The sequence below is a fragment of the Mesorhizobium sp. M0060 genome (assembly GCF_040323155.1).
Classification (GTDB): Bacteria; Pseudomonadota; Alphaproteobacteria; order Rhizobiales; family Rhizobiaceae; genus Mesorhizobium.
Window position 1 is genome coordinate 15,887 of the sequence record NZ_JAMYUP010000031.1, and the last position, 23,774, is coordinate 39,660.

The following is a 23,774-nucleotide window of genomic DNA, read 5'->3' on the forward strand; positions in this document are numbered from 1 at the left end:
TGCTCCTTCAAATTTTGTGGATCAGCTGGTCAGGCCGAGCACGTCCCGCATCGAATAGAGGCCCGGCTTGCGGCCGCGCGCCCACAGGGCTGCCTTGACCGCGCCGCGGGCAAAGATCGCCCGGTCTTCGGCGTGGTGGGCGAGCGTGATGCGCTCGCCGGTACCGGCCAGCACCACACTGTGGTCGCCGACCACCGAGCCGCCGCGCAAGCTGGCGAAACCGATCGAGCCTGCCTTGCGCACGCCCGTATGGCCGTCGCGCACGCGCACATCGTTGCCGGCAAGCGATACGCCGCGCCCGATGGCGGCGGCTTCGCCGAGCAGCAGCGCCGTGCCCGACGGCGCATCGACCTTGTGCCGATGGTGCATTTCCAGGATCTCGATGTCGAAATCGTCGGCGTCGAGCGCGCGCGCCGCCTGCTCCACCAGCACCGCCAGCAGATTGACGCCGAGGCTCATATTGCCGGATTTGACGATAGTCGCGTGGCGCGCCGCCGCCGCGATCCTGGCATTGTCTTCGGCCGAGCAGCCGGTGGTGCCGATGACATGGGCGATGCGCGCCTGCGCCGCATAGCCGGCGAATTCGACGGTCGCTGCCGGCGTGGTGAAATCGAGCACGCCGTCGGCCTTGGCGAAGGCCGGCAGCGGATCGTCGCCGATCGCCACGTCGAGCCTGCCGACGCCGGCCAGTTCGCCGGCATCCTTGCCGATATGGGGCGAACCGGCCCGCTCGATCGCGCCGGCGACACGGGCGCCCGGTATCGTGTGGATGGCGCGGATCAGCGCCTGGCCCATGCGGCCGGCCGCGCCCACGACCACGAGGCCCATTTCACTAACGGTCGGCGTGTCACTCATGAATGTCTCCCGGCCGCCTTTTTCGCGCGAACATTTTGCGCCGCAGTCTGGATTGGCTTGCCGTCATCGACAAGCCCCAGCCCTTTCCTGCCTTGCACCCGGTGGAACCGCGTATAGACGCTGTGCGGGTCGGCCATCAGCGAGGCATGCGTGCCCTGTTCGACCAGCCGGCCCTGCTCCAACACGATGATATGGTCGGCATTGACCACCGTCGACAGCCGGTGCGCGATGACAATGGTTGTGCGCCCTTCCATGACATGGGTCAGCGCCTGCTGGACGCGGGCCTCGGCCTCGTTGTCGAGCGCCGAGGTGGCTTCATCGAGCAGCAGGATCGGCGCCTGCCGAACGATGGCGCGGGCAATCGATACGCGCTGGCGCTGACCGCCCGACAGCGTCACGCCGTTCTCGCCGACGGGCGTGTCGTAGCCTTGCGGCTGCTGGCGGATGAAATCGTCGGCCGCGGCCTGGTGGGCGGCGCGTTCAATCTCGGCGTCGGTGGCGCTCAGTCGTCCGTAGCGGATGTTGTCGCGGATGGTGCCTTCAAACAGATAGGGCTGCTGCGAGACATAGGCGATCGATCCGCGCAGCGAATGCTTGGTGACCTTTGAAATGTCCTGGCCGTCGATTTCGATGCTGCCCGACTCGACATCGTAGAAGCGCTGCAGCAGCGCAACCAGCGTCGTCTTGCCGGCGCCCGAGGCTCCGACGATGGCGGTCACCTTGCCGGCGGCGGCGACAAAGCTCAGATCCTGCAGGACCGGCGCCTCTTCGACATAGCGGAAAGACACGGTGTTGAAGCGCACTTCGCCAGAGGTGAATTTCGCCTCGGCGGCTGCCGGCACGTCACCCTGCTGCGGCTCGAGGTCGAGAAGCTCGTAGATCATGCGCGCGTTGACCAGCGACTTTTCCATGCCGACCTGCATACGCGCCAGCCGCCTGGCCGGATCATAGGCAAGCAGCAGGGCGGTGATGAAGGCAACGACGGCGCCAGGCGGCTGGCCGCCGACGGTTGCCCGGTAGCCGGAATAGGCGATGACGCCGGCGACGGCGAAGCCGGCCAGCATGTCGGAGATCGGCGTCAACCGTTCGGAGACGCGGGCGATCTTGTTCGACCGCTGCTCGGCGCCGGCGACGAGGCCGCCAATGCGGCGCGACAGCTCGTCCTCCAGGGTGAAAGCCTTGACGATGGCGATGCCTTGCGTCGCCTCCTGCATGGCGCCGATCAGCCGCGAGTTGATCTGCACCGATTCGCGGGTGATGCGCCGCACCCGGCGCATCAGATAGGTGACGGTGTAGATCAAAGGCGGCCCGATCAGCAGCGACATCGCCGAGAGCACCGGGTCCTGCCAGATCATGACGCCGAGCAGCGCGACAAGCGACACGGCATCGCGCGCCAGCGACGTCAGCGTCATCGACAAAAGATCACGAATGCCGTTGACGTTCTCGTTGATCTGCGCGGCGAGCCGGCCCGACCGGGTGTCGTTGAAAAAGCCGACGCCGAGCTTCATCAGATGGTCGAAGATGCGGCGCTGATAGCGCGCCACCAGATTGTTGCCGATCTTGGCCAGCGTCACTGCCTGGCCGTAGCTGGCCAGCCCGCGCAGCATGAAGGCGGCCAGGATCGACACGCTGATCAGCGCGATAAGATCGCCGCGCTGCTTGTAGAAAATCTGGTCGACGACGTCCTTCATGATCCATGCGGTGAAGGCGGTCGTCGCCGCGATCGTCACCAGGCACAGCACGGCAAGAACATAGTACCAGCGGTATTCGCGGCTGTTCTCGGCGATGATGCGGCGGATCACCGCCACGATTTCGCCGGGCCGGACTTTCCCTTTGGTTGGTGCTAGAAGTGTCAATTTGGAGCGCTTTGTGGTTTTGGCTTCGGCCGGCTGCAATTCGGCAACCTCTTAACGCTCCAATGGCGGCTTGCCTATGGCCGAGGACGGCGAAACTTCGTCGCGGCGCAGGTTGCAGCCTAGACCTGCCAGCGCCGCCCCGCCGTCTGCACGCCGAACAGCGACGGATTTCTGGCATAGGCGGCCAGCCCTAAAAGCGCCGCCAGCGGATGGGTGATGACATAGACCGGCATGCTGCGCATCAGGGCGCTGTGCGGCGCCTTGTCCTCGAAGGCGGCGCGGAAATTGCCGGTCCGCAGCGCCGGCAGGATTTTTTGCGCGATGCCGCCGGTGAGGAAAACGCCGCCGCGGCTCATGAACACCAGAGCGAGGTCGCCGGCGGTGCGCCCCAGGCAGGTGACGAAGATCGACAGCGCCTCTTCGGCTACCGGATCGGTCTTTGCCAGCGCCGCGGCGGTGATCTCGGCCGGCGTGGTGAACGGCGACGGCTTGCCGTCCGCCTTGGCCACCGCCCGGTAGGCATTGACCAGGCCGCGTCCGGACAGGATCTGTTCGCCGGAGATGCGGCCCTCGAGCTTCTCGATATGCGGAAAGACCTGGAAATCGCGCGGCGAGCGCGGTCCGATATCCATATGGCCACCCTCGCCGGGCACCGGTATCCAGTGATGCAGCGCATAGACCAGCCCGGCGACACCGAGCCCGGTTCCCGGACCGAGCACCACCCGCCCGGAATTCGGTTCCGGCGCGTCACCGCCGATCTTTTCCATATGCTCTTCGCCGAGCGCGACGACAGCCAGCGCCTGTGCCTCGAAATCGTTGAGCACCACGACATCGCTGAGGCCGAGACTGGCGAACATTTGTCTCGGTTTGACGATCCATGGGCAATTGGTGAGCGGGATCTCGTCGCTGTCGACAGGCCCGGCTACCGCCAGCACAGCCGAATTCGGCCGGACCGACGAGCGGTCGAGCACGGCCGCCTGGATCGCCTCATCGATCGTGTTGAAATTGGCGGTCTGGACGATGGTCGGCTCGCCGGCCTCGGAATTCGCGTCGAGCACGATCGAGAAGCGCGCATTGGTGCCGCCTATGTCGCCGATCAGGATCGGAAACCGCAACAGAGTGTCGTCGTCGCTTACGCCTGGCATGCTCTCGTCCGTTCCCACTCCTGTTGACTAGCGCATGACCTTGGAAAGGGAAATGGGTTTTCGAATTGGACGATGCACGGATGCAAACGGCGAACACGCAATCCGCGTCAGTGTCCCGGTCGTGGCCGCGGCAGCGGAATGCCGATCTCGGGGGTCGCCACAAAGGCATTCGCCGAGGCCGGAAGCGCTGCCGCGCCGGCTGCGACCGTCGGCTGCGGCGGAGGTTCTGCCGCGACAGCGGGTGCGGCCGCGATCGGCACGCCGTCGCCATAGTAGGTGACTGCTTCCACCGAGGCCGGAGCCGGCGCGTCGAGCACGAACTGGCATTGTCTGGGCAGGTTCGCCATCGTCATCACGTCGCGTGCCTTCGGCTTGTCCGGGTTCTTGTTGGGGCGCCACGGCTCCTCGGTGAACCACCAGGCCAGCGCCTGGTCGCACCCATCGCCCGGCGCCGTCGCTTCCTGCGCCCTGCAGTCGGGTGATCCAGCCTGGCAGCCGATGCGAATGTGGAAGTGGTAGTCGTGGCCCCAGAACGGCCTGACCTTGCGCAACCAGCTGCGGTCGCGCTTGACCGTGTCGCAGAGCTTCTTCTTGATCCCTGGATTGACCAGGATGCGCTCGACTTCGGGATAGCTCGCGGCGCGCTTCAACAGCCGCGTATGCATCGGCGTCCACACGCCGTCCTTCACCAGGTGGGTTTTTTCATCGACCATTAAGGTAGCGCTGATGTTTTCGCGCTCTTCTGTCGAGAGCTTGCGGTCGGGCATCGGCGTCAGCCAGATGTCGGCGTCGAGGCCGATCTGGTGCGAGGCATGACCGGTCAGCATCGGACCGCCGCGCGGTTGCGAAATGTCGCCGATCAACAGACCCGGCCAGCCGTCGGCGGCGGCGTCGCGTGACAATTTCTCGATCAGCGCGATCATTGCCGGATGGCCCCAGCGGCGGTTGCGCGAAGGCCGCATCACCTCCCAGTGCCGGCCATCCATGGGAAGCGCGACGCCGCCGGAAAAACAGCCCTTGGAATAGAAGCCGATCGATTGCGGCGCAGCGAGCGCCGGTAGCTCTTTGGCGCCGAACAGGGCTTTTGCCCGTTGCTCCGCGCCCGCCGGCTGCTCTGCCAGTGCCGTCAAGCTGGCGACGGCCAGTGCTGCCGAAAGCAGGCGCGCTCCTCCGGACAAGGATCGCTTCAACATCTTCACCAAGCGGGACCCCTCCCTGATTTGAATCACATCATACCACGGCTCGCGCAACGCATCGATCACGACCGCTTCATCGGGCTGCGCGCCTCGCCGTCGCGCCAGTCGCCGCTGGCCCACATGGCATCGAGGGCCGAGCGATAGTCGGGAAAGCGAAAGCGATAACCGGCCGCTTTGATCGCCGCGTTGGCGACACGCTTGTTCTCGCCATAGAAGGACCGCGCCATGGGCGAAAGTTGGGCGGTCTCGAACGGGATTTCCGGCGGCGGCTCGATGCCCATCAGAGAGGCGGCATAGGCGACGACGTTCTGGGGCGGCGCCGGTAGATCGTCGGTGACGTTGAAGATGCCGCCGCGATTGCCTTCGGCGAGATGCCAAAGCGCACCGGCAATATCGTCGCAATGGATGCGGTTGAACACCTGGCCCGGCTTGACCAGCCGCCGGGCGGTGCCGTTTTCCAGATTGACCAGGGCGTTGCGGCCCGGTCCGTAAATGCCGGAAAGCCGCAGAATCGCCACTGGCACGAAAATCGTCTTACTGCCAAATTTCAGCCATTGCCGTTCGGCCTTTACCCGCATGATGGAGCGCTTCGATACAGGCCGGCAGTGGGATGTTTCGTCCACCCAATCGCCGCCATGATCGCCATAGACACCGACAGTGGAGAGATAGCCGACCCATTCGAGCGCCGGCATCCATTGTTCGATCGGCTCGCTGAATGTTCCAAGAATGGGATCACCAGCCTCGTCCGGCGGAACGGAAATGATGAGGTGCGTCACCGCACTGATCTCGTCCAGGATACCGACCGTATTTTCGAACAGAATAGGCGTGATGCCGGCCTCCCTCAGCGCTTCGAACTTCTCCTGAGAGCGCGTGGTGCCGACGATCGTTGTACCTGGATCCTTGTTCGCCCGTGCGAACGCCATGCCTGAATAGCCAGCGCCAAATATCAGCACCTTCTTAATTGTCATACGCGCATCTCAGCCTGCATTTGGGGGTCTCGTGACGCAAAATGCCACTCGTTTCTCACAGCCTCGTCGGTCTCTGTTTTCACGGCAGAAATGGCACGTTCAGCGAATTCGGTCCCCGGCACAAGCCGCGACAGTGCCCATACAGCCGCCCCGCGAACCAGGGGCGAGGCATCGCCGAGCAGCGTGCGAACGGCGTCGGCAAGCGACAAATCGCCGGAATTGCCGGCGGCGGTCAGCACGTTGCGGATAAAACGGTCGCGGCCGATGCGCTTGACCGGCGAACCCGAAAAAAACGCGCGGAAGGCGGCGTCGTCCAGACGCAGCAGCTCGGCGAGCCGCGGTTCGCGCAGATCGTCGCGGGCGGCAAGCTTCGCCTCCGAGGCGGCTTGGGCGAACTTGTTCCATGGACAGGCAGCCAGGCAGTCGTCGCAGCCATAGATGCGATTGCCGATCCTTTCGCGGAACTCATGCGGGATCGGCCCCTTGTTCTCGATGGTGAGGTAGGAAATGCAGCGCCGCGCATCGAGCCGGTAGGGCGCGGGAAAGGCGTCGGTCGGGCAGACGTCGAGACAGGCGCGGCAGGAGCCGCAATGGTCGTCCTCGGGCCCGTCCGGCACGAGCTCGGCCGTCGTGAAGATGGTGCCGAGGAACAGCCAGGAGCCGTGCGCGCGGCTGACCAGATTGGTGTGCTTGCCTTGCCAGCCGAGGCCGGCGGCTTCGGCCAGCGGCTTTTCCATCACCGGCGCGGTGTCGACGAACACTTTCACGTCGCCACCGGTGCGCGCCACGATCTTGCCGGCGATCGCCTTCAGCCGGCCTTTCATGACGTCATGGTAGTCGCGGTTCTGCGCATAGGCCGAGATCGCGCCGCGGTCGCGCTTTGCCAGGATTTCGCGCGGGTCGTGGTCGGGGCCGTAATTCATCGCCAGCACGATGATCGAGCGGACCTCCGGCCAAAGTGCCGTCGGTTTGCCTCGCCGCTCGAGCGTTTCGGCAATCCAGCCCATCGAGCCGTGAAAGCCGTCGGCAACGAATTCGGCCAGCCGCGCCGGCGCCTGCGGGATCGCATCGGGCGTGGTGACGGCAACGGCGTCGAAGCCGGCGTTCCGCGCCTCGCGGTCGATCAGCGCGCGCAGCTTTGCCGCGTCAGAAATCGAGGTCCGCATAATGTGACACCGGCGACAGGCCGCGCACCCGGTCGGACAGGAGCGGCCGGAACGAAGGCCGTGATTTCACCCTGGTATACCATTCGCGCGCAGCGGTGTGTTCGCGCCAGTCGATCTCGCCGAGATAGTCGAGCACCGACAGCGTCGCCGCCGCCGCGAGATCGGCATAGGTGACCTTGTTGCCGGCCAGCCAATGACGGGTGCCGGCCAGCCAGTTGGTGTATTTCATATGCTGGCGGATGTTGGCGCGGGCGGCGCGGATCGCCGCCGAATCGGGCGAGCCGCCGCCCGCCGTTTCCGGCATGACCGGCTTCAGCACGCGCTCGCGAACCAGATGCCGGGTGACCTCGCTTTCCGCCTTGTTGAGATACCAGTCGGTCAGCCGGCGGATTTCGGCGCGCTCCATCGGGTCTTCGGCGAATAGCCGCTTGTCGCGCTTCAGCACGCCGCGCGTCTCATCGAGATATTCGGCGATGACCCCTGCGCCGACGATCGGCACGTCGCCCTCGGCGAGCAGGATCGGCAGCGTGCCGGCCGGGTTCAGCGCCAGGAACTCCTTGCGCCGCGTCCACGGCTTCTCTTCGATCAGCGCCAGTTCCTCGCCATACTCGCCAAAGGCGAGGCGGACGAAGCGGCAGCTGGCGAACATCGGATGGTGGAAAAGCGTCAGCATGGTCCCGCGATAATAGAGCGCACTGGCAAATTGCCGGCTGCGCCGGTAAGTCTTGATCGCCCGATTCACCGGGCTGTCAGGGTGCTGCGACCTATAGGGGGAGTTCCGCGCTGTGACAAGCAAGCCCTTTTCTCAAGCCCTCACCCCAACGCCGAGGTTGCCATGGAAAGCCAGACCGTCGTCGAAGCGCTGCTGCTCGGGCTGCTCGAGGGGTTGACCGAGTTCATTCCGGTGTCTTCGACCGGCCATATCCTGCTCGCCGGCCATTTCCTCGGCTTCCATTCGACCGGCAAGGCCTTTGAGATCCTGATCCAGCTCGGCGCCATATTGGCGATCCTCAGCGTCTATTTCCGCCGTCTCTGGAAGATGCTGCTCGAACTGCCCTACGATCGCCTGACGCGGCATTTCGTCCTTGGCATCCTCATCGCATTCCTGCCGGCGGCCGTCATCGGCGCGCTGGCGCATGATTTCATCAAGACGGTGCTGTTCGAATCGCCGCGGCTGATCTGCATCATGCTGATCATCGGCGGCGTCATCCTGCTGCTGGTCGATCGCATGAAGCCGAAGCCGTACTACCACGATGTCGAGCGGTTTCCGACCAGGCTCTATCTGCAGATCGGGCTGTTCCAGTGCCTGTCGCTGATCCCCGGCACGTCGCGCTCGGGTTCGACCATCGTCGGCGCGCTGCTGCTCGGCGTCGACAAGCGGGCGGCGGCGGAATTCTCCTTCTTCCTTGCCATCCCGACGATGGTCGGCGCCTTCGCCTTCGACCTGTTCAAGAACCGCAACGTGCTGAGCAGCGCCGACCTGCCCATCATCGCCGTCGGCTTCGTCGCCGCCTTCGTCACCGCATTGATCGTCGTGCGCTTCCTGCTCGACTACGTCTCGCGCCACGGCTACGCGCTGTTCGGCTGGTGGCGGCTGGTCGTCGGCATCGTCGGCCTGACAGCACTGGCCATCTGGGGGTGAGCCGGCGCAACCATTCGGAACGGTCGCCCTGGGGAGGCCAAGAGGTGCATCAAGGCGCGCGATCGGTCAGCGCGCTTGCACCTTCCTCCGCGGCGCAATGTGCGCAGCAGTAGATGATGTCATCCTGTTCGACGCCATGTCCGATGATCCGGCATCCGCAATGCGGACACGTCGGAGCAAGTTTCTGGATCGCGCATTCGAAGCTGTCGAAAGTGTAGGTCACCTCGGCCATCGTCACTTTGAAAGCCTTGTCGTAGTCATTCCCGCATTGATCGCATCTGGCCATAGTTCTTTTCCTTCTTTCATTGGCCTCAAGCTCGACCAACCTGTCGCGCGGCGATAGGTTCCCGTCAGGATCATAGGGCCTTCCTAAGCGGGAGACGAGCGCGAGCCTGCGTCGCGGCGCTGTTCGATCAAGCGGATCACCTCGTCGATGTCCCGCGGCTCGATGTCGAGTTCCTTCAGGCCCGGCGCGTCGATTGCTGCCACATTGTCGTGACGCATAAGATCGATCTGGTTGCGCGTTATGGGGGTGGCCGGAAGGAGTTCCGCGACGCCAGCCAAGGCGTTCCACACCGCAAAGGGCACCGGCATCAGCTTGACGTGCATATCGAGCTGTCGGGCGATCTCCCGAAGCAGTTCCTTATAGGTGTAGATGCGCGGGCCACCGAATTCGAATATGGATGAACCCTTGCGGTTTGGCCCGTCGATCAGCCGGCTCACTGCTTCTGCGACGTCTGCCACATAGACCGGCTGAAGCCGCGTGCTACCGTCGCCGAACAGCGGATAGACCGGCAGGAGGCGTATCAGCCTCACAATGGTCGTGAGGAAAGCGTCGTCAGGTCCTGTCATGACGGCGGGACGCACAATGAAAGCGCCGGGAAATGCGCTCTCCACGGCAACTTCTCCGCGCCCACGTGCCCTAATATAATTCGAATCCGATTGAGGATCGGAGCCGATCCCCGAAATCTGCACGAACTTGTCGACCTCGCCATCGCGCGACGCGGCGGCGAGATCAGCCGCGGCTTTCACATGCACGCGTTCAAACGTCTGGACGCCCCGCTCGACATAAAGACTGACAGCATTCACGATCGCCTGTGATCCGGTAATGGCCGACCCGATCGAGGACGCATCCAATATATCCGCCTCGACTGCTTCGGGCATCCTTGTAGTCGAGGAAAAGACCAGGCCCACGCGAGCCGGGTGACGGGATGCGGCACGGACCGTGAAACCCCTTTCCAGGAGCCGCTTCACGATCCTGCGCCCGAGAAAGCCTGTTCCGCCGAACACAGTGACGATCCGTTCCATGTTGAGATCGTCAGGATCCATTTGCCTCGCCATCCCGTGTCTTCGCATGCCTGCCGCGAAGACTGCTCTGGCCGGCATTTGAACCAGCCCGTCGAACATCAGGACGGTTGGAGAACAACGCAGGAACGCTTTTGTTCCAGAGGTCGACAAATGTTCCAGAGGTCGACAAACCGATCGATTGAGCGAAACAGGTGAGTCGCCGGCACATGACGATCCAGGCTGCCGACGAAAAACCCGAATGTCTCCTGCCGGACTGTCCGCTTTTGCGCGGCGCATCGAAGGTCAGCAAATGGCGCTGCTTGTTTGTTCCCATCGACGAGACGATGGGCAATATCCACCCATCTCGGCCATTTGCGGCAGCTGATTGAGTTTTGACCCTAGGGTTCTATTTCCTGTTCACCCTGATCTGAACCGGAGGTCAGCGCAGCAAAACGAGCCCCACTTCGGGAATGGCCTAGTTCCGTCCGTAAAACACGTTCTCGACATGCACCGGCCAGCGCCATGGCAGCACCGCCACCATGTCGAAGCGCACCGACAATTTTCCGTAGTCGGATTGGCGCGAAAGCCAGAAATCGGCGGCACCCTCGATGCGGCGCTCCGATTCGCGGCCGACGGCTTCCATTGCCTCCATCAGCGTGCGGCGCGCCTTGACCTCGACGATCAGCACCAAATCGCCGCGCCGCGCGATCAGGTCGATCTCGCCGAACCTGGTGCGGTGGCGGCGGGCTAGAATCCGGTAGCCCTTCACCATCAGCGCCGCTGCCGCCAGCCATTCGCCGTGATGGCCGCGCCGGTAGGCCTTTTGCCGGCTGGCGCTCGGCCGTTCAACCATCGCCGTCTCCGCTGGCCCTGAGGTCGAGCAGCCGACGATAGAGCGCCTGCTTCTGGCCACCCGTCATCTTGGCGGCTTCCGCCGCTGCCTTGGAGGCCGGCATTTCGGCGGCGAGCGAAAGCAGAAGCCGGTCGATGTCCGCCGGTTCATCAGCGACCGCATCGGCCGGACCGACGCAGATGACGATTTCGCCTTTCGGCGTATCGGCTGCCGCGTAGTGGCTGGCAAGCGACTGCAAGGTGCCGGTCCGCATTTCCTCGAAGGTCTTGGTCAGCTCGCGGCCGATCGCCGCCTTGCGGGCGCCGCCCAGCGCCTCGACCATAGCACTGAGCGTCTCGGCCAGTCGGCGCGGCGATTCGAAGAAGATCAGCGTTGCCGGCACGGCCTTCAGCACTTCCAGCCGCGTCAGCCGCTGCCCGGTCTTCACCGGCAGGAAGCCGGCAAACAGAAAGGCGTCCGAAGGCAGGCCGGATGCCGTCAAAGCGGCAACTGGCGCCGACGGTCCGGGGATCGGCACGACACGAATGCCGCGTTCCAGCGCCTCGCCGACCAGCCGGTAGCCGGGATCGGAGATGAGCGGCGTGCCGGCATCCGAGATTAGCGCCACGCTTTGCCCGGCCAGCAACGCCGCGATCAGCTTCGGCCCGGCCTCGCCGGCATTGTGCTCGTGATAGGCGGTGGTGCGGCGGCGGATGCCGTACCGGTCGAGCAGGACGCGCGAAACACGCGTGTCCTCGCAGGCGACGATATCGGCGGCGGCGAGCGTTTCCAGCGCGCGCAGCGTGATGTCGGCGAGATTGCCGATCGGCGTCGCTACCAGATAGAGCGCCGGCTCAAGCGGCCGGGCGGCGATCTCGGTCTGCCCGATCACATAACTGCGTTTGGCCAATTCGCCGGTCACCTGCACAACTCCATTCGACCCTGTTTGGCACGGCTCACGCCTGGTTGCAAAAGCTTGGGTTGCAAAGGCCCGGGTTACAAAAGCCCGGACTTCCAAAAGGATGCCGACGTGAACCGGCGGCCATGCCTTCGCCACAGTAGGGAACGAAACCGTTGCCGGCGAATTTTACACCTGATCTCGGGAGGAGCAGGATGGACAGCCTGACAATACAGGACGTTTTCGAACCCTATTATGCCGGCCGCAAGCGCTTCGCCCCGCCGAGCGACAAGAGCCTGCCTGCCGAAGCCGCAGATGGCAGAGCCAAGAAGCCGCTCGCATGCCAGCCATTGGCAGAGCGCAAGCCCGCAACCGAAACCGACAACACGACGGAGCACTGACCGGACGATGCCCAATCGCTTCGACATTTTCATCACCCGTCTCGAAACAAAAAGCGCCCGTGATGGCGCAGCATCACATCCCACAGGCGACCAGCACCGTGCCCCGCGCGACAAAAGCGAGATCAAGCAGGCCCGCTCCGGAGAGGTTGCCAGCGAAAAAGATCGCGGCAAACACCGCCACAAGCACGAGGCTTGACCACCGGAAACCTTCGCGATTGGCCGAGACAGTTCTCGAAAGCGCGGTTGCGAATGCTCGGCGATGTATCATTCAACCCAGATACTTTGAGACGCGCGCTTGCAGCAGACCCACCAGAGCCGGGTCCATGAATTCATAATCGTCGGGAATATCGAGGCAGATCACGCGAGCCTTCCTCAGGCTGGTGTTGAATTTCCGTTGCAGTTTGGCTCGATGTGCCTTTTCCATCACGAAGATGATATCGGCCCAGGCGACGAGTTCGTGCGTCAACGGAGTGTCGGCATCGTGATTGGTGCCCGCTGATGCGACCTCGATGTCCCGGCGCTTGGAAAACACCTGCTCCGCAGTCGGGCTGCGCAAGCGATTCTGGCTGCAGATGAAGAGAACGTTCTTCAACGATGCTACCGCGCCAGATCCGCCACCACCGCATCGAGCACGATCATGCCGGCCGGCGTGGCGCGCAGGCGGGCGTTGCCGATCGGTGCCACGAGGCCTTCGTCCTGCAGCACCGAAAGCCGTGCCGTCGACAGGCCGCGCCCGGAGAACGCTTCGTAACGCGAAAGGTCGATGCCTTCCGCCAGCCTCAGCCCCATCAGCAGGAACTCGTCGGCCTCTTCCGATCGCGTCAAGATCTCGCCGCCGGTGACGCCATGGCCCTTGGCCTCGACCAGATTGGCCCAGGTCTCCGGCATTTTCTCGGCGATCGTCACCACGCGGCGGCCGCTCTCGACGAAGCGGCCATGCGCGCCGGGACCGACGCCGACATATTCGCCATAGCGCCAATAGGTGAGATTGTGCCGGCTTTCGGCGCCCGGCCTGGCGTGGTTGGAAATCTCATAGGCCGGCAGCCCGTGCGCGGCGGTGATCTCCTGCGTCAACGCGTAGAGGTCGGCGGCATGGTCATTGTCTGGAATGATGAATTTCCTTGCCGCATGCAATGCGTGGAACGGCGTGCCTTCCTCGATGGTCAGCTGATAGAGCGACAGATGGTCGGCGGCGTGGCCGATCGCCTGCTCGAGCTCCGCCTGCCACGCTTCAGGCGTCTGGCCGGGCCGCGCGTAGATCAGGTCGAACGACAGCCGGGGAAAGATCTCGCGCGCCAGACCGATCGCGTGCAGGGCCTCATCGACATTGTGCAAACGGCCGAGAAAGCGCAGATCCTTGTCGTTCAGCGCCTGCACGCCGAGCGACACCCGGTTGACGCCCGCCGCGCGGTAGCCGCGAAAGCGCTCGGCCTCGACGGAGGAAGGATTGGCTTCCAGCGTCACCTCGATGCCATCAGGCACCGTCCAGTTCTTCGCCACGGCGTCCAGCACCGCGGCCACGGTCTGCGGCTTCATCAGCGACGGCGTGCCGCCGCCAAGAAAGATGCTCGTCACCTCGCGCGGCCCGGTGCGTGCGCGCATGGTCGCCAGTTCGGTTTCGAAGGCGCGCGCAAAACGCTCCTGGTCGACCGGCTGGTGGCGGACATGGCTGTTGAAGTCGCAATAGGGGCACTTGGCCGCACAGAACGGCCAGTGGATGTAGACGCCGAAACCCGGGCGGCGATCGAGCAGCATGGTCATGCGGCGCCCGATCGCGCCAAATCCAGTCTGGCTTGGGCGAATTTCTGGAAAGCGCGGGCGCGGTGCGACAATGCGGTTGGCTGGCCGGGCTTCCAGCCATGCTTTTCCTCCGCGCTCATCTCGCCGAAGGTCTTTTCGAAGCCGTCGGGCAAGAACACCGGGTCGTAGCCGAAGCCGAGCTCGCCGCGCGGCGGCCACACCAGCGTGCCTTCGACCTCGCCGCGAAAATATTCAGCCTCGCCGTCGGGAAAGGCCAGGCAGATGACCGCGACAAAGCGGCCCCTGCGCTGAGCAGGCGCGACCGCGCCGACTTCCTGCAAGGCCACTTCCGTGCGCTGCATGGCCATGCCGAAATCGCGGGAGCCGTCCGGCGCCTCGGCCCAGTTGGCGGTGTAGACGCCAGGCGCGCCGTCGAGCGCATCGACACACAGGCCGGAATCGTCCGAGAGCGCCGGCAATCCGGTGGCTTTGGCGGCGGCCAGGGCTTTTATGAGCGCGTTCTCCTCGAAGGTGGTGCCGGTCTCGTCCGGTTCCGGCAGGCCGTATTCCTTGGCCGACGTCGCCTCGAAGCCGAACGGCGCCATCAGCTCGGCAAATTCGCGCAGCTTGCCGGCATTATGACTGGCGACGACGATCTTCTTCCCGTCAAGCGAATGAACAGTTGGCGAATGAACAGTTGGCGAATGAACAGTTGGCGAATGCATCAGATGCCCCAGATTCTTGGTTCGGCGAATTCGATCGAATTGCCCGAGGGGTCGCGAATATAGATCGAGCGGCCGCCCTGCGGCCACTCCAACTCGCTTTCGATGGCGATGCTCTTTGCTTCCAGATGCGCTTTCCAGCGCACGATCTCGTCGGCGCTTGCGGCAAAGCAGAGATGGCCCTCGCCGACCGCGCCATGTGGCGGCACTGGCAGCCTGGCATCGGGCGCCGGCGGCACTTTGGTCGCTTCGGCGTTGAAGATGAGCAGCACGCCGTCGCCGCAGCGGAAGAAGAGATGCCTGCCGCCGACCTTGCCGAGCAGATCGAGCCCGAGCACGCCGGAATAGAACTCTTCCGCGGCAGCAAGATCCGTCACGTAGAGTGCTGATTCCAGGATTGCGGAAGGAGTCACAGGATCGTCAACCTCATCGTCATAAACTGAAGATCAGTCCACGGCCATCTGCTGCAGGCTGACCAGACGCTGAATGCCTTTCTTGGCCAGCCTCATCAGCGCCGCGAACTGCTCTTCCGAAAACGGCTCGCCCTCGGCCGTGCCCTGGATTTCGACAATGCCGCCCTTGCCGGTCATGACGAAATTGGCGTCGGTGCCGGCCGAGGAATCCTCGATATAGTCGAGATCGATGACCGGCTGGCCATCATGGATGCCGCAAGAGATTGCCGCAACGTGATCCTTCAGCACCTTGCCCAGGCTCGCCATCTGGCGGGCTTCCATCCAGCGCAGGCAGTCGTAGAGCGCCACCCAACCGCCGGTAATCGAAGCGGTGCGCGTGCCGCCGTCGGCCTGGATCACGTCGCAGTCGACGGTGATCTGCTGCTCGCCGAGCGCCTGCAGATCGACCACCGCCCGCAAGGAACGGCCGATCAACCGCTGGATCTCCAGTGTGCGGCCGCCTTGCTTGCCGGCCGACGCCTCGCGGCGCATGCGCTCGCCGGTCGAGCGCGGCAGCATGCCGTATTCCGCCGTCACCCAGCCCTTGCCGGAATTGCGCATCCAGCCCGGCACCTTTTCCTCCAGGCTGGCCGTGCACAGCACATGTGTGTCGCCGAACTTCACCAGGCACGAGCCCTCCGCGTGCTTGGAGACGCCGCGCTCGAAGGAGATGGGGCGCATTTCGTCGAATTGGCGTTTGGAAGGGCGCATTCAGGCTTCTTTCTTTCTTCGGAATCTTGGCCGGCTTGTAGCCGCACGGGGCGTGAGGCGCAAAGGAAAATGGACCGGTTGCGCCGACGCCGCAGAAGTCTATATCTTCGGGCCGGAGGTTTTTGGCTCGAATGACCAAGGCAGTCGATCCCGGTTCGCAATCACACGTGCTCCCGTCGCACGCGCTTCAATCGCCCGCATTTCAATCGCTCGACATACGTTCGCGCGACATCTTCCGGCGCATCGTTGATTCTTATTTGAGGGATGGCGAGCCGGTCGGTTCGCGCAGCCTGTCGCGCATCCTGCCCTCGTCGCTGTCGCCGGCCACCATCCGCAACGTGATGAGCGACCTCGAGCATCTCGGCCTGATCTACGCGCCGCATATTTCGGCCGGCCGGCTGCCGACCCAGGCCGGCCTGCGCTTCTTCGTCGACGCCTTCATGGAGCTCGGCGACCTCTCAGACGAGGAGCGCCGCACCATCGAGGCGCAGGTGCGCGCCTCCGGCTCGGGCGCGACGCTGGAGCATATGCTGACCGAGGCCAGCCAGATGCTATCCGGCATGTCGCGCGGCGCCGGCCTCGTGCTCGCCGCCAAAAACGAGGTGGCGCTGAAGCACATCGAATTCATCCAGCTCGAGCCGACCAAGGCGCTTGCCGTGCTGGTCTCGCAGAACGGCGACGTCGAAAACCGCGTCATCGACCTGCCCGCCGGCATCACCGTCTCGCAATTGCACGAAGCCTCGAACTTCCTCAACGCCCATATTCGCGGCCGCACGCTGGCCGAGGCGCGGGTCGAGATCGCCCGCATCAAGGAAGAGACGAGGGCAGCCCTCGACACGCTTTCGCAGGATCTGGTCGAGAAGGGCCTGGCGGTCTGGGCAGGTGCCGAAAGCGGGGTGCCTGGGCGGCTTATCGTGCGCGGCCGCGCCAATCTCCTGGAAAACGTCACCGCCCAGGCCGACATCGAGCTGCTGCGGCATTTGTTCGAGGATCTCGAAACCCAGGATGGGCTGATCCAGCTCCTCGACCTCGCCGAGGAAGGCCCGGGCGTGCGCATCTTCATCGGTTCGGAAAACAAGCTGTTTTCGCTGTCGGGCTCATCACTGGTGGTGGCACCCTATCGCGACAAGGACGCGCGCGTCGTCGGTGCGCTCGGCGTGATCGGGCCGACGCGGCTGAATTATGCGCGCATAGTACCGATGGTCGACTATACCGCGCAGCTGATTTCGCGCATGCTGCGCTAGGAGCCGCCGCGGCCTGCCGCAAGGAGAAAAAGAATGGCGCTGGAATCGTTCAAGGCCCAGATCAGCCTGCTGCTCGAGGAAATGGTCAACCAGCCCCAGGATCAGCACGAGGTACAGGAGCAATTGCGCGAAAAGCTGGGGGAGATGCGGGCCATGGGCTTGCCGCTGCCGGCCGATCTGGTCGCGCTGGAAAAGCGCCTCGACGACGATTTCTACGCCGCTGGCAAGTAACCGGGGTTCGGCTTCAAATCCTCGTGTGCTGGACGCCCGCTTGGAACGACCGATGCCTCATCCCGTTTGTCCTCTTCGAGGCGAATCCCGAAGGACGATGATGATCCGATCTGGCGGCTTTGCGGCCATTGCCGCTGCTCTCCTTGTTGCGACACCGGCATCCGCCCAGCAGGCGGATCAGAAGGTGCTCAAAGGCGAAGCCGCTTTTGGCGATTGGCACGCCGACAGGCCTGGCATCCGCCGCCTGATCGGGCCGCAAGACATGCCGACAGCCGATCCCGCCCAATCCGCTTCGAACGGCGCCGGCGTGGCGGAACGGCCCGAAAGCGCCAAGCCAGAATTGCCGCCGGGCTTCTCGGCCGAAATGATCGCATCCGGCATCGTCAATCCGCGCGTCGTGCGCGTCGCTCCGAATGGCGACCTGTTCGTTGCCAACAGCCATGCCGACCAGATACGCGTCTATCGTCTCGCCGAGGGCAGCGCCAAGCCCATCGAGAAAGCGATCTTCGCCAAGGGGCTCAGTTATCCATATGGCATCGCCTTCTATCCGCCAGGGGACAAGCCGCAATGGGTCTATGTCGCAAACAGCGACAGCATCGTCCGCTTCCCCTATCGCGACGGCGACCTAAAGGCGTCCGGCAAACCAGAAACCATTGTCGCCAAAATCCCGTCGGGCGGTCACTCGACCCGCGACATCGCCTTCTCGCCGGATGGCAAGACGCTTTATCTGTCGGTTGGCTCCGCCTCGAACGTCGCCGAGGACATAGGCAAGGAGCCGGATGGCGGCCTCGATGCCTGGGCGAAATCAAAGCCGCTCGGTGCGGCCTGGGGCTCCGAGGACGGCCGTGCCGATGTGCTAGCCTTCGACCCGGATGGCAAAAATCCCCGAACTGTCGCCACCGGCCTGCGCAACTGTACGGGCATGACCGTGCAGTCAGCCACCGGCGCGTTGTGGTGCGTCGTCAACGAGCGCGACGAACTCGGCGACAATGTGCCGTTCGAATTTGCAACTGAAGTCAAGGACGGCGCTTTCTATGGTTGGCCTTGGTACTACATCGGCAATCACGACGATCCGCGCCATCAGGGCGAGCGGCCCGACCTCGCCGGCAAGGCCACTGTCCCCGACGTGCTGATGCAAGCGCATTCGGCGCCGATGAACATAGCCTTCTACCACGGCGAGAACTTTCCGGCGGATTATCACGGTGACGCTTTCGTCACCATGCATGGTTCGTGGAACCGCGGCGCCAGGACCGGCTACAAGGTGGTGAGGCTCAAATTCAGGGACGGCAAGCCGACCGGTGCGTATGAGGACTTCATGACCGGCTTCGTGATCTCGAACGACGCCGTCTGGGGCCGCCCGGTCGGTGTCGCCATGGCCAAGGACGGCTCGCTGATCGTCACCGAGGACGGTAACGGCACCATCTGGCGCATCACCTATGGAGACGGTCGCTCTTAACGGGGCCGAATCGTCTCCTGCGCTGGAGTAATCGAATCCGGCCCGAGGGAATTCACCCAACTTCAACATTGTGCGACAAGCTCGAATCATGACGCTCACTGGGTTCCTCGCCTATAGTGCCGCCCTCGGCATTGCCGCAGCCATCCCCGGCCCCGGCGTCACCGCGCTCGTTGCGCGTGCGCTGGGTTCGGGCTTCCGCTCGTCGCTGGCCATGTCGTTCGGGCTGATGCTCGGCGATCTGACCTATCTTACTGCCGTGGTGCTCGGCCTCGCTTTCGTCGCACAAACCTTCGGCATGGTTTTTCTGGCCATCAAATGGCTGGGCGTCGCCTACCTCGCTTTTCTTGGCTGGCGCTTCTGGACGAGCGGCATCACGCCCGAAACGGTGGAGGCGAAGAAAGGCAAGGGCGGCTTGGCATCCAGCTTTGTAGCCGGCCTCGCCGTCACTCTCGGCAATCCGAAGACGATGATCTTCTATCTCGCCATCACCCCGACCATCGTCGATCTGAAGACGATCACGCTGGCCGATTACGGCATCCTTGTCGCGCTCACCATCGTCGTCCTGCTCGTGGTGCTGGTGCCCTATCTGGCGCTGGCTGCCAAGGCACGCTGGTTCCTGAAGTCGCCGCGTGCGCTGAGGGCACTCAACCGCACCGCCGCCGGTTTCATGATCGGGGCGGCAGCAGCAATCGCCGCCCGCCAATAGCGTCTTTCGCCAAGCCGCCCAAGGATTGTCACGCCTTTCCAAAGCGGTGGTATTTCGGCACGAACTTCACTCGGATATTTTCGATCGACAGCCTATCTTGCGCTGCGGATGGCTCTATCTTATGCCCGCCCGACTCTTGCCGCTTGACCTCTGGGAGGAAAACCAATGAACAAGCCCGCCACCCCCACACACGTGCCCGGCCGCGGCCGCATCTACAATTCGATCACCGAGACGATCGGCGACACGCCGCTGGTGCGGCTCGACAAATTCGCCAGGGAGAAGGGTGTCGTCGCCAATCTGCTCGCCAAGCTCGAATTCTTCAACCCGATCGGCTCGGTCAAGGACCGCATCGGCGTGTCGATGATCGAGGCGCTGGAGGCTTCGGGCAGGATTACGCCCGGCAAGACCACACTGATCGAGCCGACCTCGGGCAATACCGGCATCGCGCTCGCCTTTGCCGCCGCTGCCAAGGGCTACAAGCTGATCCTGACCATGCCGGAAACCATGTCGGTCGAGCGCCGCAAGATGCTGGCGCTGCTCGGTGCCGAACTGGTGCTGACCGAAGGGCCGAAAGGCATGAAAGGCGCCATCGCAAAGGCCGACGAGCTGGCGGCAACGCTGCCCCACGCCGTCATCCCGCAACAATTCGAGAACCCGGCCAATCCGGAAATCCATCGCCGCACCACGGCCGAGGAAATCTGGAACGACACCCATGGCGAAGTCGATATCTTCGTTGCCGGCATCGGTACTGGCGGTACCATCACCGGCGTCGGCCAGGTGCTGAAGAAGCGCAAGCCGTCGGTGCATGTCGTCGCCGTCGAGCCGGAAGCCTCGCCGGTGTTATCCGGCGGCCAGCCAGGCCCGCACAAGATCCAGGGCATTGGCGCCGGCTTCGCACCAAAAATCCTCGACACGACGATCTATGACGAGATCGTCAAGGTCTCGAACGAGGATTCGGTCGCCAATGCACGGCTCGTCGCCCGCCTCGAAGGTGTGCCGGTCGGCATCTCGTCGGGTGCCGCCCTGCAAGCGGCGATCGTCGTCGGCTCGCGGCCGGAGAACAAGGGCAAGAATCTCGTCGTCGTCATCCCCTCCTTCGCCGAGCGCTACCTCTCGACGATCCTGTTCGAGGGATTGGGTGCTTAGGTTTTCGACACAGGATCGATTCGTAGCGATCCTTCGCGCCCCCCTCTGCCCTGCCGGGCATCTCCCCCACTTGGGGGGAGATTGGCAGCTTCAGCGCGCCGCTCACTCCTGCAACGTTGGCGATTGGCGAAAGCCGAAATGACGTCCAATCTCCCCACTCGTGGGGGAGAGGTCCAGCAGGACAGAGGGGGCGTTGTCCCGCCGGCATCAACAGGTTTCTGTGGCCGACTCAAGGACGTGTCTCAATCATCCGCCGCCCGTTCGCAAAGCCCTGCCCGTCGGTCCTGCAGGAACCGGCGCACGGCCGGGTCGCGTTCGAGGCCGATAGCCCGGTCATAGGCCTCGCTCGCTTGCGGAACTTTGCCGAGCCTGGCCAGCAGGCCCGCGCGCGCCGCCCAATAGGGCTGGTAGTCGGCAAGCCGCTTGTCGTCGCCAAGCTCATCAAGTGCACTCAATCCTGCCGCCGCGCCGCCGACCTCGGCAATGGCCACCGCGCGGTTGATCGAAACCACCGGCGAGCCGGCAATCACCGACAGCGCGTCATAGAGCTCCTTGATCGCGACCCAGTCGGTACAACCGGTCAGCCGTCGTGTCGTATGGGCGGACTGCACGGCGGCCTCGAGCTGGTAGCGGCCGACAACGCTCTTGGCCGCGGCGCGCCTGAGCAGCGTCTCCGCTTCATCGATCATTGTATCGTCCCACAGTGCAAGATCCTGCTCGGCCAGCGGTACATAATCGCCCGCCGCGTTGCGCCGCGCTGCACGCCGCGCCTCGGCGAACAGCATCAGCGCCAGCAGGCCGAGCGCTTCCGGTTCGTCCGGCATTAACGTGGCCAGCAGACGGCCGAGCCAGATGCCTTCGGTCGCGAGATTACGGCGCAGCGTTTCGGTGCCGGCCGGGTCGGACCAGCCTTCGGCAAACGCCGCGTAGATCGCTTCCAGAACGGTGCCCAGCCGCTCGCCGAGTTCGGCCCTCTCCGGGACGCGGAACGGAATGCCGGTCTCGCGGATGCGGGTCTTGGCGCGCACCAGGCGCTGGCTCATCGTGGCTGGCGAGACAAGAAAAGCCGAGGCGATGGTCGCTGCGTCGAAGCCAAGGACGGTCTGCAGGATCAGCGGCGCTCGCACGCCGGCCTCGATAGCCGGATGGGCGCAGGCAAACATCAGCCTGAGCCGCTCGTCCGGCAGGTCTTCGTCGGCCACGCGTGCCTCCATCTCCTCGGCGATCAGCCTGAGGTGGTCGCGGCCCGCCTCGCTGGTCAGCCGCCGCCGGATTGCGTCGACGCGGCGCCTGCGCGCCACCGCCAGCAGCCAGGCTTCCGGCTTGTCGGGCACGCCCGCCTGTGGCCAACGCTCGAGCGCCGCTGCAAAGGCATCGGCCAAGGCGTCCTCGGCACCGGCCACGTCGCGCGTGCGCGCGGCGAGATAGGCGACCAGCTTGCCGTAGCTTTGCCGGGCGGCCGCTTCCGCCGCCGCCCGCGCCATCTCCGGGCGACCGTCCATCACATGGTCATTTCTCAGATAAGTACTCCGTCATTTCCCAGATCGGCCGCACCTCGACCGTGCCGGTGCTGGCGCCCGGGCAGCGTGCCGCCCAGGCAATGGCCGCGTCGACGTCCTCCGCTTCGATCATATAGAAGCCGGCAAGCTGCTCCTTGGTGTCGGCATAGGGGCCGTCGAGCACGTTGGTCTTACCGTTGGCCATCCGCACCGAGGTGGCGGATTGCGTCGACTTCAACCGGTCGCCGGCAAGCCAGGCGCCCGATTTCTTCAGCGCTTCGGTGTAGGCGACATAGGCGCTCGACATCTGTGTCACCGCGTCTGCCGGCGCGGCTGCCATCCCGGCTTCGTTTCCGTAGATCAAAAGCATGTATCGCATGGTCTTCTCCCGTTTCTCGAAGGCCGCATCGTTGCGAGCCGGACGTATGTCGCGCGGCCCTGCCCGATTTCGACAGGCGCTGGAAAAATCTTTCGGCCGCGATGCGACATCGCGCAAGCGCCTGTGTGTTGCGGCATTGCTTAGCCGTTCGTCTAATCACTGCTATTGCGGGTTGGCATTTCCCGCCCGCCGTCTAAACTTGCCTCGCTTCGCGCCGCAGAGGACGGCACGGCGGCGAATTTTCAGGGAGGAAATCGGATGCTCTATTTCAGGACGAAATTTGTTGCAGCCGGCGTGCTGGCGCTGTCGCTTGGGTTTGGCGCGGCATCGGTCAAGGCGCAGGAATTCATCAACGTGCTGACCGGCGGCACGTCCGGCGTCTACTATCCGCTCGGCGTCGCCCTGTCGGAAATCTACGGCAAGGGCATCGAAGGCGCGCGCACCCAGGTGCAGGCGACGAAAGCGTCGGTCGAAAACCTCAATCTTCTGCAGCAGGGTAAGGGCGAGATTGCCTTTGCGCTGGGCGATTCCGTCAAACTGGCCGCCGAAGGCAATACCGAAGCCGGCTTCCCAGGCAAGCTCGACAAGCTGCGCGGCATTGCCGCCATCTACCCCAACTACATCCAGATCGTCGCCAGCAAGGAGTCCGGCATCAGGACGCTCGCCGACCTCAAGGGCAAGAGCCTGTCGGTCGGCGCGCCGGCTTCGGGCACCGAGCTCAACGCCCGCACGATATTCGCCGCTGCCGGGCTGAAATACGAAGACCTCGGGCGGATCGAATATCTGCCCTTCGCCGAATCGGTGGAGCTGATCAAGAACCGCCAGCTCGACGCCACGCTGCAATCGGCGGGCCTGGGCGTTGCATCGATCCGTGACCTCGCCACCTCGCTGCCGGTCAACATCGTTGCGGTGCCGGCGGAGGACGTCGCCAAGATCGGCTCGCCCTATCTTTCGGTGGTCATCCCGAAAGGCACCTATGAGGGCCAGACCGAGGATGTCGCGACCGCCGCTGTCGGCAATTTCCTGATCACAAGCGCCGATGTCGCCGACGAGACCGCCTACCAGATGACCAAGCTGTTGTTCGAGCATCTCGACCAGCTCACCGCCGCCCATGCCGCCGCCAAAGCGATCGACCCGGCAAAGGCGCTCGACGGCATGCCGGTGCCGCTGCATCCAGGCGCCGAGAGATACTACAAGGAAAAGGGACTGCTGAAGTAGGGCGCTCCCTCCTCCTTGAGGGGA

General features: G+C 64.1%; 28 protein-coding genes. 10 read left to right on the forward strand and 18 right to left on the reverse strand.

Annotation, left to right across the window (positions count from 1 at the left end; genetic code table 11):
• Positions 1 to 21 precede the first annotated feature (21 nt).
• The 7 genes from dapB to NKJ94_RS24440 all read right to left on the reverse strand — a co-directional run bounded on the left by dapB (position 22) and on the right by NKJ94_RS24440 (position 7,859).
• Positions 22 to 855, reverse strand: coding sequence for a 4-hydroxy-tetrahydrodipicolinate reductase (gene dapB, locus NKJ94_RS24410; protein WP_352528606.1), 834 nt, complete (start codon positions 853 to 855; stop codon positions 22 to 24).
• Positions 852 to 2,711, reverse strand: coding sequence for an ABC transporter ATP-binding protein (locus NKJ94_RS24415; RefSeq protein ID WP_352528608.1), 1,860 nt, complete (start codon positions 2,709 to 2,711; stop codon positions 852 to 854). Before NKJ94_RS24415 ends, dapB begins: the two co-directional genes overlap by 4 nt.
• A gap of 119 nt (positions 2,712 to 2,830) precedes the next feature.
• Positions 2,831 to 3,856, reverse strand: a complete 1,026-nt coding sequence (locus NKJ94_RS24420; RefSeq protein WP_352528610.1) for a glucokinase — start codon at positions 3,854 to 3,856, stop codon at positions 2,831 to 2,833.
• Positions 3,857 to 3,963: 107 nt separating this feature from the next.
• On the reverse strand, positions 3,964 to 5,049 hold the full coding sequence (mepA, locus tag NKJ94_RS24425; protein ID WP_352528698.1) for a penicillin-insensitive murein endopeptidase: 1,086 nt from the start codon (positions 5,047 to 5,049) through the stop codon (positions 3,964 to 3,966).
• A 65-nt stretch (positions 5,050 to 5,114) separates the two neighbouring features.
• Complete coding sequence (locus NKJ94_RS24430; RefSeq protein WP_352528612.1) at positions 5,115 to 6,020, reverse strand: SDR family NAD(P)-dependent oxidoreductase; 906 nt, start codon at positions 6,018 to 6,020, stop codon at positions 5,115 to 5,117.
• Positions 6,017 to 7,186: a tRNA epoxyqueuosine(34) reductase QueG gene (queG, locus tag NKJ94_RS24435; protein WP_352528614.1), complete on the reverse strand. Its 1,170-nt coding sequence runs from the start codon at positions 7,184 to 7,186 to the stop codon at positions 6,017 to 6,019. Before queG ends, NKJ94_RS24430 begins: the two co-directional genes overlap by 4 nt.
• On the reverse strand, positions 7,167 to 7,859 hold the full coding sequence (locus NKJ94_RS24440) for a glutathione S-transferase family protein (protein ID WP_352528700.1): 693 nt from the start codon (positions 7,857 to 7,859) through the stop codon (positions 7,167 to 7,169). The genes queG and NKJ94_RS24440 overlap by 20 nt, the downstream gene beginning before the upstream one ends.
• Positions 7,860 to 8,021: 162 nt before the next feature.
• Between NKJ94_RS24440 and NKJ94_RS24445 the strand changes: the two genes are divergently transcribed.
• On the forward strand, positions 8,022 to 8,828 hold the full coding sequence (locus NKJ94_RS24445; protein WP_352528616.1) for an undecaprenyl-diphosphate phosphatase: 807 nt from the start codon (positions 8,022 to 8,024) through the stop codon (positions 8,826 to 8,828).
• Positions 8,829 to 8,877: 49 nt separating this feature from the next.
• Here the strand turns inward: NKJ94_RS24445 and NKJ94_RS24450 are convergent, their stop codons facing one another.
• Both NKJ94_RS24450 and NKJ94_RS24455 read right to left on the reverse strand, forming a co-directional pair.
• A complete protein-coding gene (locus NKJ94_RS24450) occupies positions 8,878 to 9,114 on the reverse strand; it encodes a metallothionein (protein WP_502896079.1) in 237 nt (78 codons plus the stop codon).
• An 83-nt stretch (positions 9,115 to 9,197) separates the two neighbouring features.
• Positions 9,198 to 10,157 carry a complex I NDUFA9 subunit family protein gene (locus NKJ94_RS24455; protein ID WP_352528618.1) on the reverse strand — a complete coding sequence of 320 codons (960 nt, stop codon included), beginning with the start codon at positions 10,155 to 10,157 and terminating at the stop codon, positions 9,198 to 9,200.
• Between the two features lie 185 nt (positions 10,158 to 10,342).
• On the opposite strand from NKJ94_RS24455, the gene NKJ94_RS24460 reads away from it, so the two are divergent.
• Positions 10,343 to 10,504 carry a hypothetical protein gene (locus NKJ94_RS24460; RefSeq protein ID WP_352528708.1) on the forward strand — a complete coding sequence of 54 codons (162 nt, stop codon included), beginning with the start codon at positions 10,343 to 10,345 and terminating at the stop codon, positions 10,502 to 10,504.
• A gap of 86 nt (positions 10,505 to 10,590) precedes the next feature.
• Here the strand turns inward: NKJ94_RS24460 and NKJ94_RS24465 are convergent, their stop codons facing one another.
• On the reverse strand, positions 10,591 to 10,968 hold the full coding sequence (locus NKJ94_RS24465) for a YraN family protein (protein WP_352528620.1): 378 nt from the start codon (positions 10,966 to 10,968) through the stop codon (positions 10,591 to 10,593).
• Positions 10,961 to 11,869, reverse strand: a complete 909-nt coding sequence (gene rsmI, locus NKJ94_RS24470) for a 16S rRNA (cytidine(1402)-2'-O)-methyltransferase (protein ID WP_352528622.1) — start codon at positions 11,867 to 11,869, stop codon at positions 10,961 to 10,963. The genes NKJ94_RS24465 and rsmI overlap by 8 nt, the downstream gene beginning before the upstream one ends.
• A gap of 191 nt (positions 11,870 to 12,060) precedes the next feature.
• Between rsmI and NKJ94_RS24475 the strand changes: the two genes are divergently transcribed.
• Positions 12,061 to 12,246, forward strand: a complete 186-nt coding sequence (locus tag NKJ94_RS24475) for a hypothetical protein (protein ID WP_352528624.1) — start codon at positions 12,061 to 12,063, stop codon at positions 12,244 to 12,246.
• A 7-nt stretch (positions 12,247 to 12,253) separates the two neighbouring features.
• Positions 12,254 to 12,442 carry a hypothetical protein gene (locus tag NKJ94_RS24480; protein WP_352528626.1) on the forward strand — a complete coding sequence of 63 codons (189 nt, stop codon included), beginning with the start codon at positions 12,254 to 12,256 and terminating at the stop codon, positions 12,440 to 12,442.
• 72 nt (positions 12,443 to 12,514) lie between these two features.
• Here the strand turns inward: NKJ94_RS24480 and NKJ94_RS24485 are convergent, their stop codons facing one another.
• From NKJ94_RS24485 to rph, 5 genes are read right to left on the reverse strand one after another with little or no spacing between them, the layout of a single operon-like run.
• Positions 12,515 to 12,838 (reverse strand): low molecular weight protein tyrosine phosphatase family protein, encoded by a 324-nt coding sequence (locus NKJ94_RS24485; protein WP_352528628.1) that lies wholly within the window; start codon positions 12,836 to 12,838, stop codon positions 12,515 to 12,517.
• A gap of 5 nt (positions 12,839 to 12,843) precedes the next feature.
• Complete coding sequence (gene hemW / locus NKJ94_RS24490) at positions 12,844 to 14,007, reverse strand: radical SAM family heme chaperone HemW (RefSeq protein WP_352528630.1); 1,164 nt, start codon at positions 14,005 to 14,007, stop codon at positions 12,844 to 12,846.
• Entirely contained in the window at positions 14,004 to 14,711 is a 708-nt protein-coding gene (gene rdgB, locus NKJ94_RS24495) for an RdgB/HAM1 family non-canonical purine NTP pyrophosphatase (protein ID WP_352528632.1), read from the reverse strand. Before rdgB ends, hemW begins: the two co-directional genes overlap by 4 nt.
• Complete coding sequence (locus tag NKJ94_RS24500) at positions 14,711 to 15,121, reverse strand: VOC family protein (protein WP_352528634.1); 411 nt, start codon at positions 15,119 to 15,121, stop codon at positions 14,711 to 14,713. The genes rdgB and NKJ94_RS24500 overlap by 1 nt, the downstream gene beginning before the upstream one ends.
• Before the next feature lie 33 nt (positions 15,122 to 15,154).
• Complete coding sequence (rph, locus tag NKJ94_RS24505) at positions 15,155 to 15,871, reverse strand: ribonuclease PH (RefSeq protein WP_352528636.1); 717 nt, start codon at positions 15,869 to 15,871, stop codon at positions 15,155 to 15,157.
• A gap of 131 nt (positions 15,872 to 16,002) precedes the next feature.
• Between rph and hrcA the strand changes: the two genes are divergently transcribed.
• From hrcA to cysK, 5 genes are all read left to right on the forward strand, one after another.
• On the forward strand, positions 16,003 to 17,115 hold the full coding sequence (gene hrcA / locus NKJ94_RS24510; protein WP_352528638.1) for a heat-inducible transcriptional repressor HrcA: 1,113 nt from the start codon (positions 16,003 to 16,005) through the stop codon (positions 17,113 to 17,115).
• 33 nt (positions 17,116 to 17,148) lie between these two features.
• Positions 17,149 to 17,346 (forward strand): hypothetical protein, encoded by a 198-nt coding sequence (locus tag NKJ94_RS24515; RefSeq protein WP_352528640.1) that lies wholly within the window; start codon positions 17,149 to 17,151, stop codon positions 17,344 to 17,346.
• Positions 17,347 to 17,446: 100 nt separating this feature from the next.
• Complete coding sequence (locus NKJ94_RS24520) at positions 17,447 to 18,802, forward strand: PQQ-dependent sugar dehydrogenase (RefSeq protein WP_352528704.1); 1,356 nt, start codon at positions 17,447 to 17,449, stop codon at positions 18,800 to 18,802.
• An 88-nt stretch (positions 18,803 to 18,890) separates the two neighbouring features.
• Positions 18,891 to 19,508, forward strand: a complete 618-nt coding sequence (locus NKJ94_RS24525; protein WP_352528641.1) for a LysE family translocator — start codon at positions 18,891 to 18,893, stop codon at positions 19,506 to 19,508.
• A 165-nt stretch (positions 19,509 to 19,673) separates the two neighbouring features.
• Complete coding sequence (gene cysK, locus NKJ94_RS24530; protein WP_352528643.1) at positions 19,674 to 20,654, forward strand: cysteine synthase A; 981 nt, start codon at positions 19,674 to 19,676, stop codon at positions 20,652 to 20,654.
• Positions 20,655 to 20,896: 242 nt separating this feature from the next.
• Here cysK and NKJ94_RS24535 read toward each other — a convergent pair whose 3' ends face one another.
• Positions 20,897 to 22,156: an RNA polymerase sigma factor gene (locus NKJ94_RS24535; protein WP_352528645.1), complete on the reverse strand. Its 1,260-nt coding sequence runs from the start codon at positions 22,154 to 22,156 to the stop codon at positions 20,897 to 20,899.
• 7 nt (positions 22,157 to 22,163) lie between these two features.
• Positions 22,164 to 22,532 carry a YciI family protein gene (locus NKJ94_RS24540; protein WP_352528647.1) on the reverse strand — a complete coding sequence of 123 codons (369 nt, stop codon included), beginning with the start codon at positions 22,530 to 22,532 and terminating at the stop codon, positions 22,164 to 22,166.
• Between the two features lie 258 nt (positions 22,533 to 22,790).
• Between NKJ94_RS24540 and NKJ94_RS24545 the strand changes: the two genes are divergently transcribed.
• Entirely contained in the window at positions 22,791 to 23,750 is a 960-nt protein-coding gene (locus tag NKJ94_RS24545) for a TAXI family TRAP transporter solute-binding subunit (protein WP_352528649.1), read from the forward strand.
• The last annotated feature ends 24 nt before the right edge of the window (positions 23,751 to 23,774 follow it).

Coding starts and splice junctions, on each gene's coding strand:
- dapB (WP_352528606.1), bottom strand. CDS start 855: ATGAGTGACACGCCGACCGTTAGTGAAATGGGCCTCGTGGTCGTGGGC.
- NKJ94_RS24420 (WP_352528610.1), bottom strand. CDS start 3,856: ATGCCAGGCGTAAGCGACGACGACACTCTGTTGCGGTTTCCGATCCTG.
- mepA (WP_352528698.1), bottom strand. CDS start 5,049: ATGTTGAAGCGATCCTTGTCCGGAGGAGCGCGCCTGCTTTCGGCAGCA.
- NKJ94_RS24430 (WP_352528612.1), bottom strand. CDS start 6,020: ATGACAATTAAGAAGGTGCTGATATTTGGCGCTGGCTATTCAGGCATG.
- queG (WP_352528614.1), bottom strand. CDS start 7,186: ATGCGGACCTCGATTTCTGACGCGGCAAAGCTGCGCGCGCTGATCGAC.
- NKJ94_RS24440 (WP_352528700.1), bottom strand. CDS start 7,859: ATGCTGACGCTTTTCCACCATCCGATGTTCGCCAGCTGCCGCTTCGTC.
- NKJ94_RS24445 (WP_352528616.1), top strand. CDS start 8,022: ATGGAAAGCCAGACCGTCGTCGAAGCGCTGCTGCTCGGGCTGCTCGAG.
- NKJ94_RS24450 (WP_502896079.1), bottom strand. CDS start 9,114: ATGGCCAGATGCGATCAATGCGGGAATGACTACGACAAGGCTTTCAAA.
- NKJ94_RS24455 (WP_352528618.1), bottom strand. CDS start 10,157: ATGGATCCTGACGATCTCAACATGGAACGGATCGTCACTGTGTTCGGC.
- NKJ94_RS24460 (WP_352528708.1), top strand. CDS start 10,343: ATGACGATCCAGGCTGCCGACGAAAAACCCGAATGTCTCCTGCCGGAC.
- NKJ94_RS24465 (WP_352528620.1), bottom strand. CDS start 10,968: ATGGTTGAACGGCCGAGCGCCAGCCGGCAAAAGGCCTACCGGCGCGGC.
- NKJ94_RS24475 (WP_352528624.1), top strand. CDS start 12,061: ATGGACAGCCTGACAATACAGGACGTTTTCGAACCCTATTATGCCGGC.
- NKJ94_RS24480 (WP_352528626.1), top strand. CDS start 12,254: ATGCCCAATCGCTTCGACATTTTCATCACCCGTCTCGAAACAAAAAGC.
- hemW (WP_352528630.1), bottom strand. CDS start 14,007: ATGACCATGCTGCTCGATCGCCGCCCGGGTTTCGGCGTCTACATCCAC.
- rdgB (WP_352528632.1), bottom strand. CDS start 14,711: ATGCATTCGCCAACTGTTCATTCGCCAACTGTTCATTCGCCAACTGTT.
- rph (WP_352528636.1), bottom strand. CDS start 15,871: ATGCGCCCTTCCAAACGCCAATTCGACGAAATGCGCCCCATCTCCTTC.
- hrcA (WP_352528638.1), top strand. CDS start 16,003: ATGACCAAGGCAGTCGATCCCGGTTCGCAATCACACGTGCTCCCGTCG.
- NKJ94_RS24515 (WP_352528640.1), top strand. CDS start 17,149: ATGGCGCTGGAATCGTTCAAGGCCCAGATCAGCCTGCTGCTCGAGGAA.
- NKJ94_RS24520 (WP_352528704.1), top strand. CDS start 17,447: ATGATCCGATCTGGCGGCTTTGCGGCCATTGCCGCTGCTCTCCTTGTT.
- NKJ94_RS24525 (WP_352528641.1), top strand. CDS start 18,891: ATGACGCTCACTGGGTTCCTCGCCTATAGTGCCGCCCTCGGCATTGCC.
- cysK (WP_352528643.1), top strand. CDS start 19,674: ATGAACAAGCCCGCCACCCCCACACACGTGCCCGGCCGCGGCCGCATC.
- NKJ94_RS24535 (WP_352528645.1), bottom strand. CDS start 22,156: ATGGACGGTCGCCCGGAGATGGCGCGGGCGGCGGCGGAAGCGGCCGCC.
- NKJ94_RS24540 (WP_352528647.1), bottom strand. CDS start 22,532: ATGCGATACATGCTTTTGATCTACGGAAACGAAGCCGGGATGGCAGCC.
- NKJ94_RS24545 (WP_352528649.1), top strand. CDS start 22,791: ATGCTCTATTTCAGGACGAAATTTGTTGCAGCCGGCGTGCTGGCGCTG.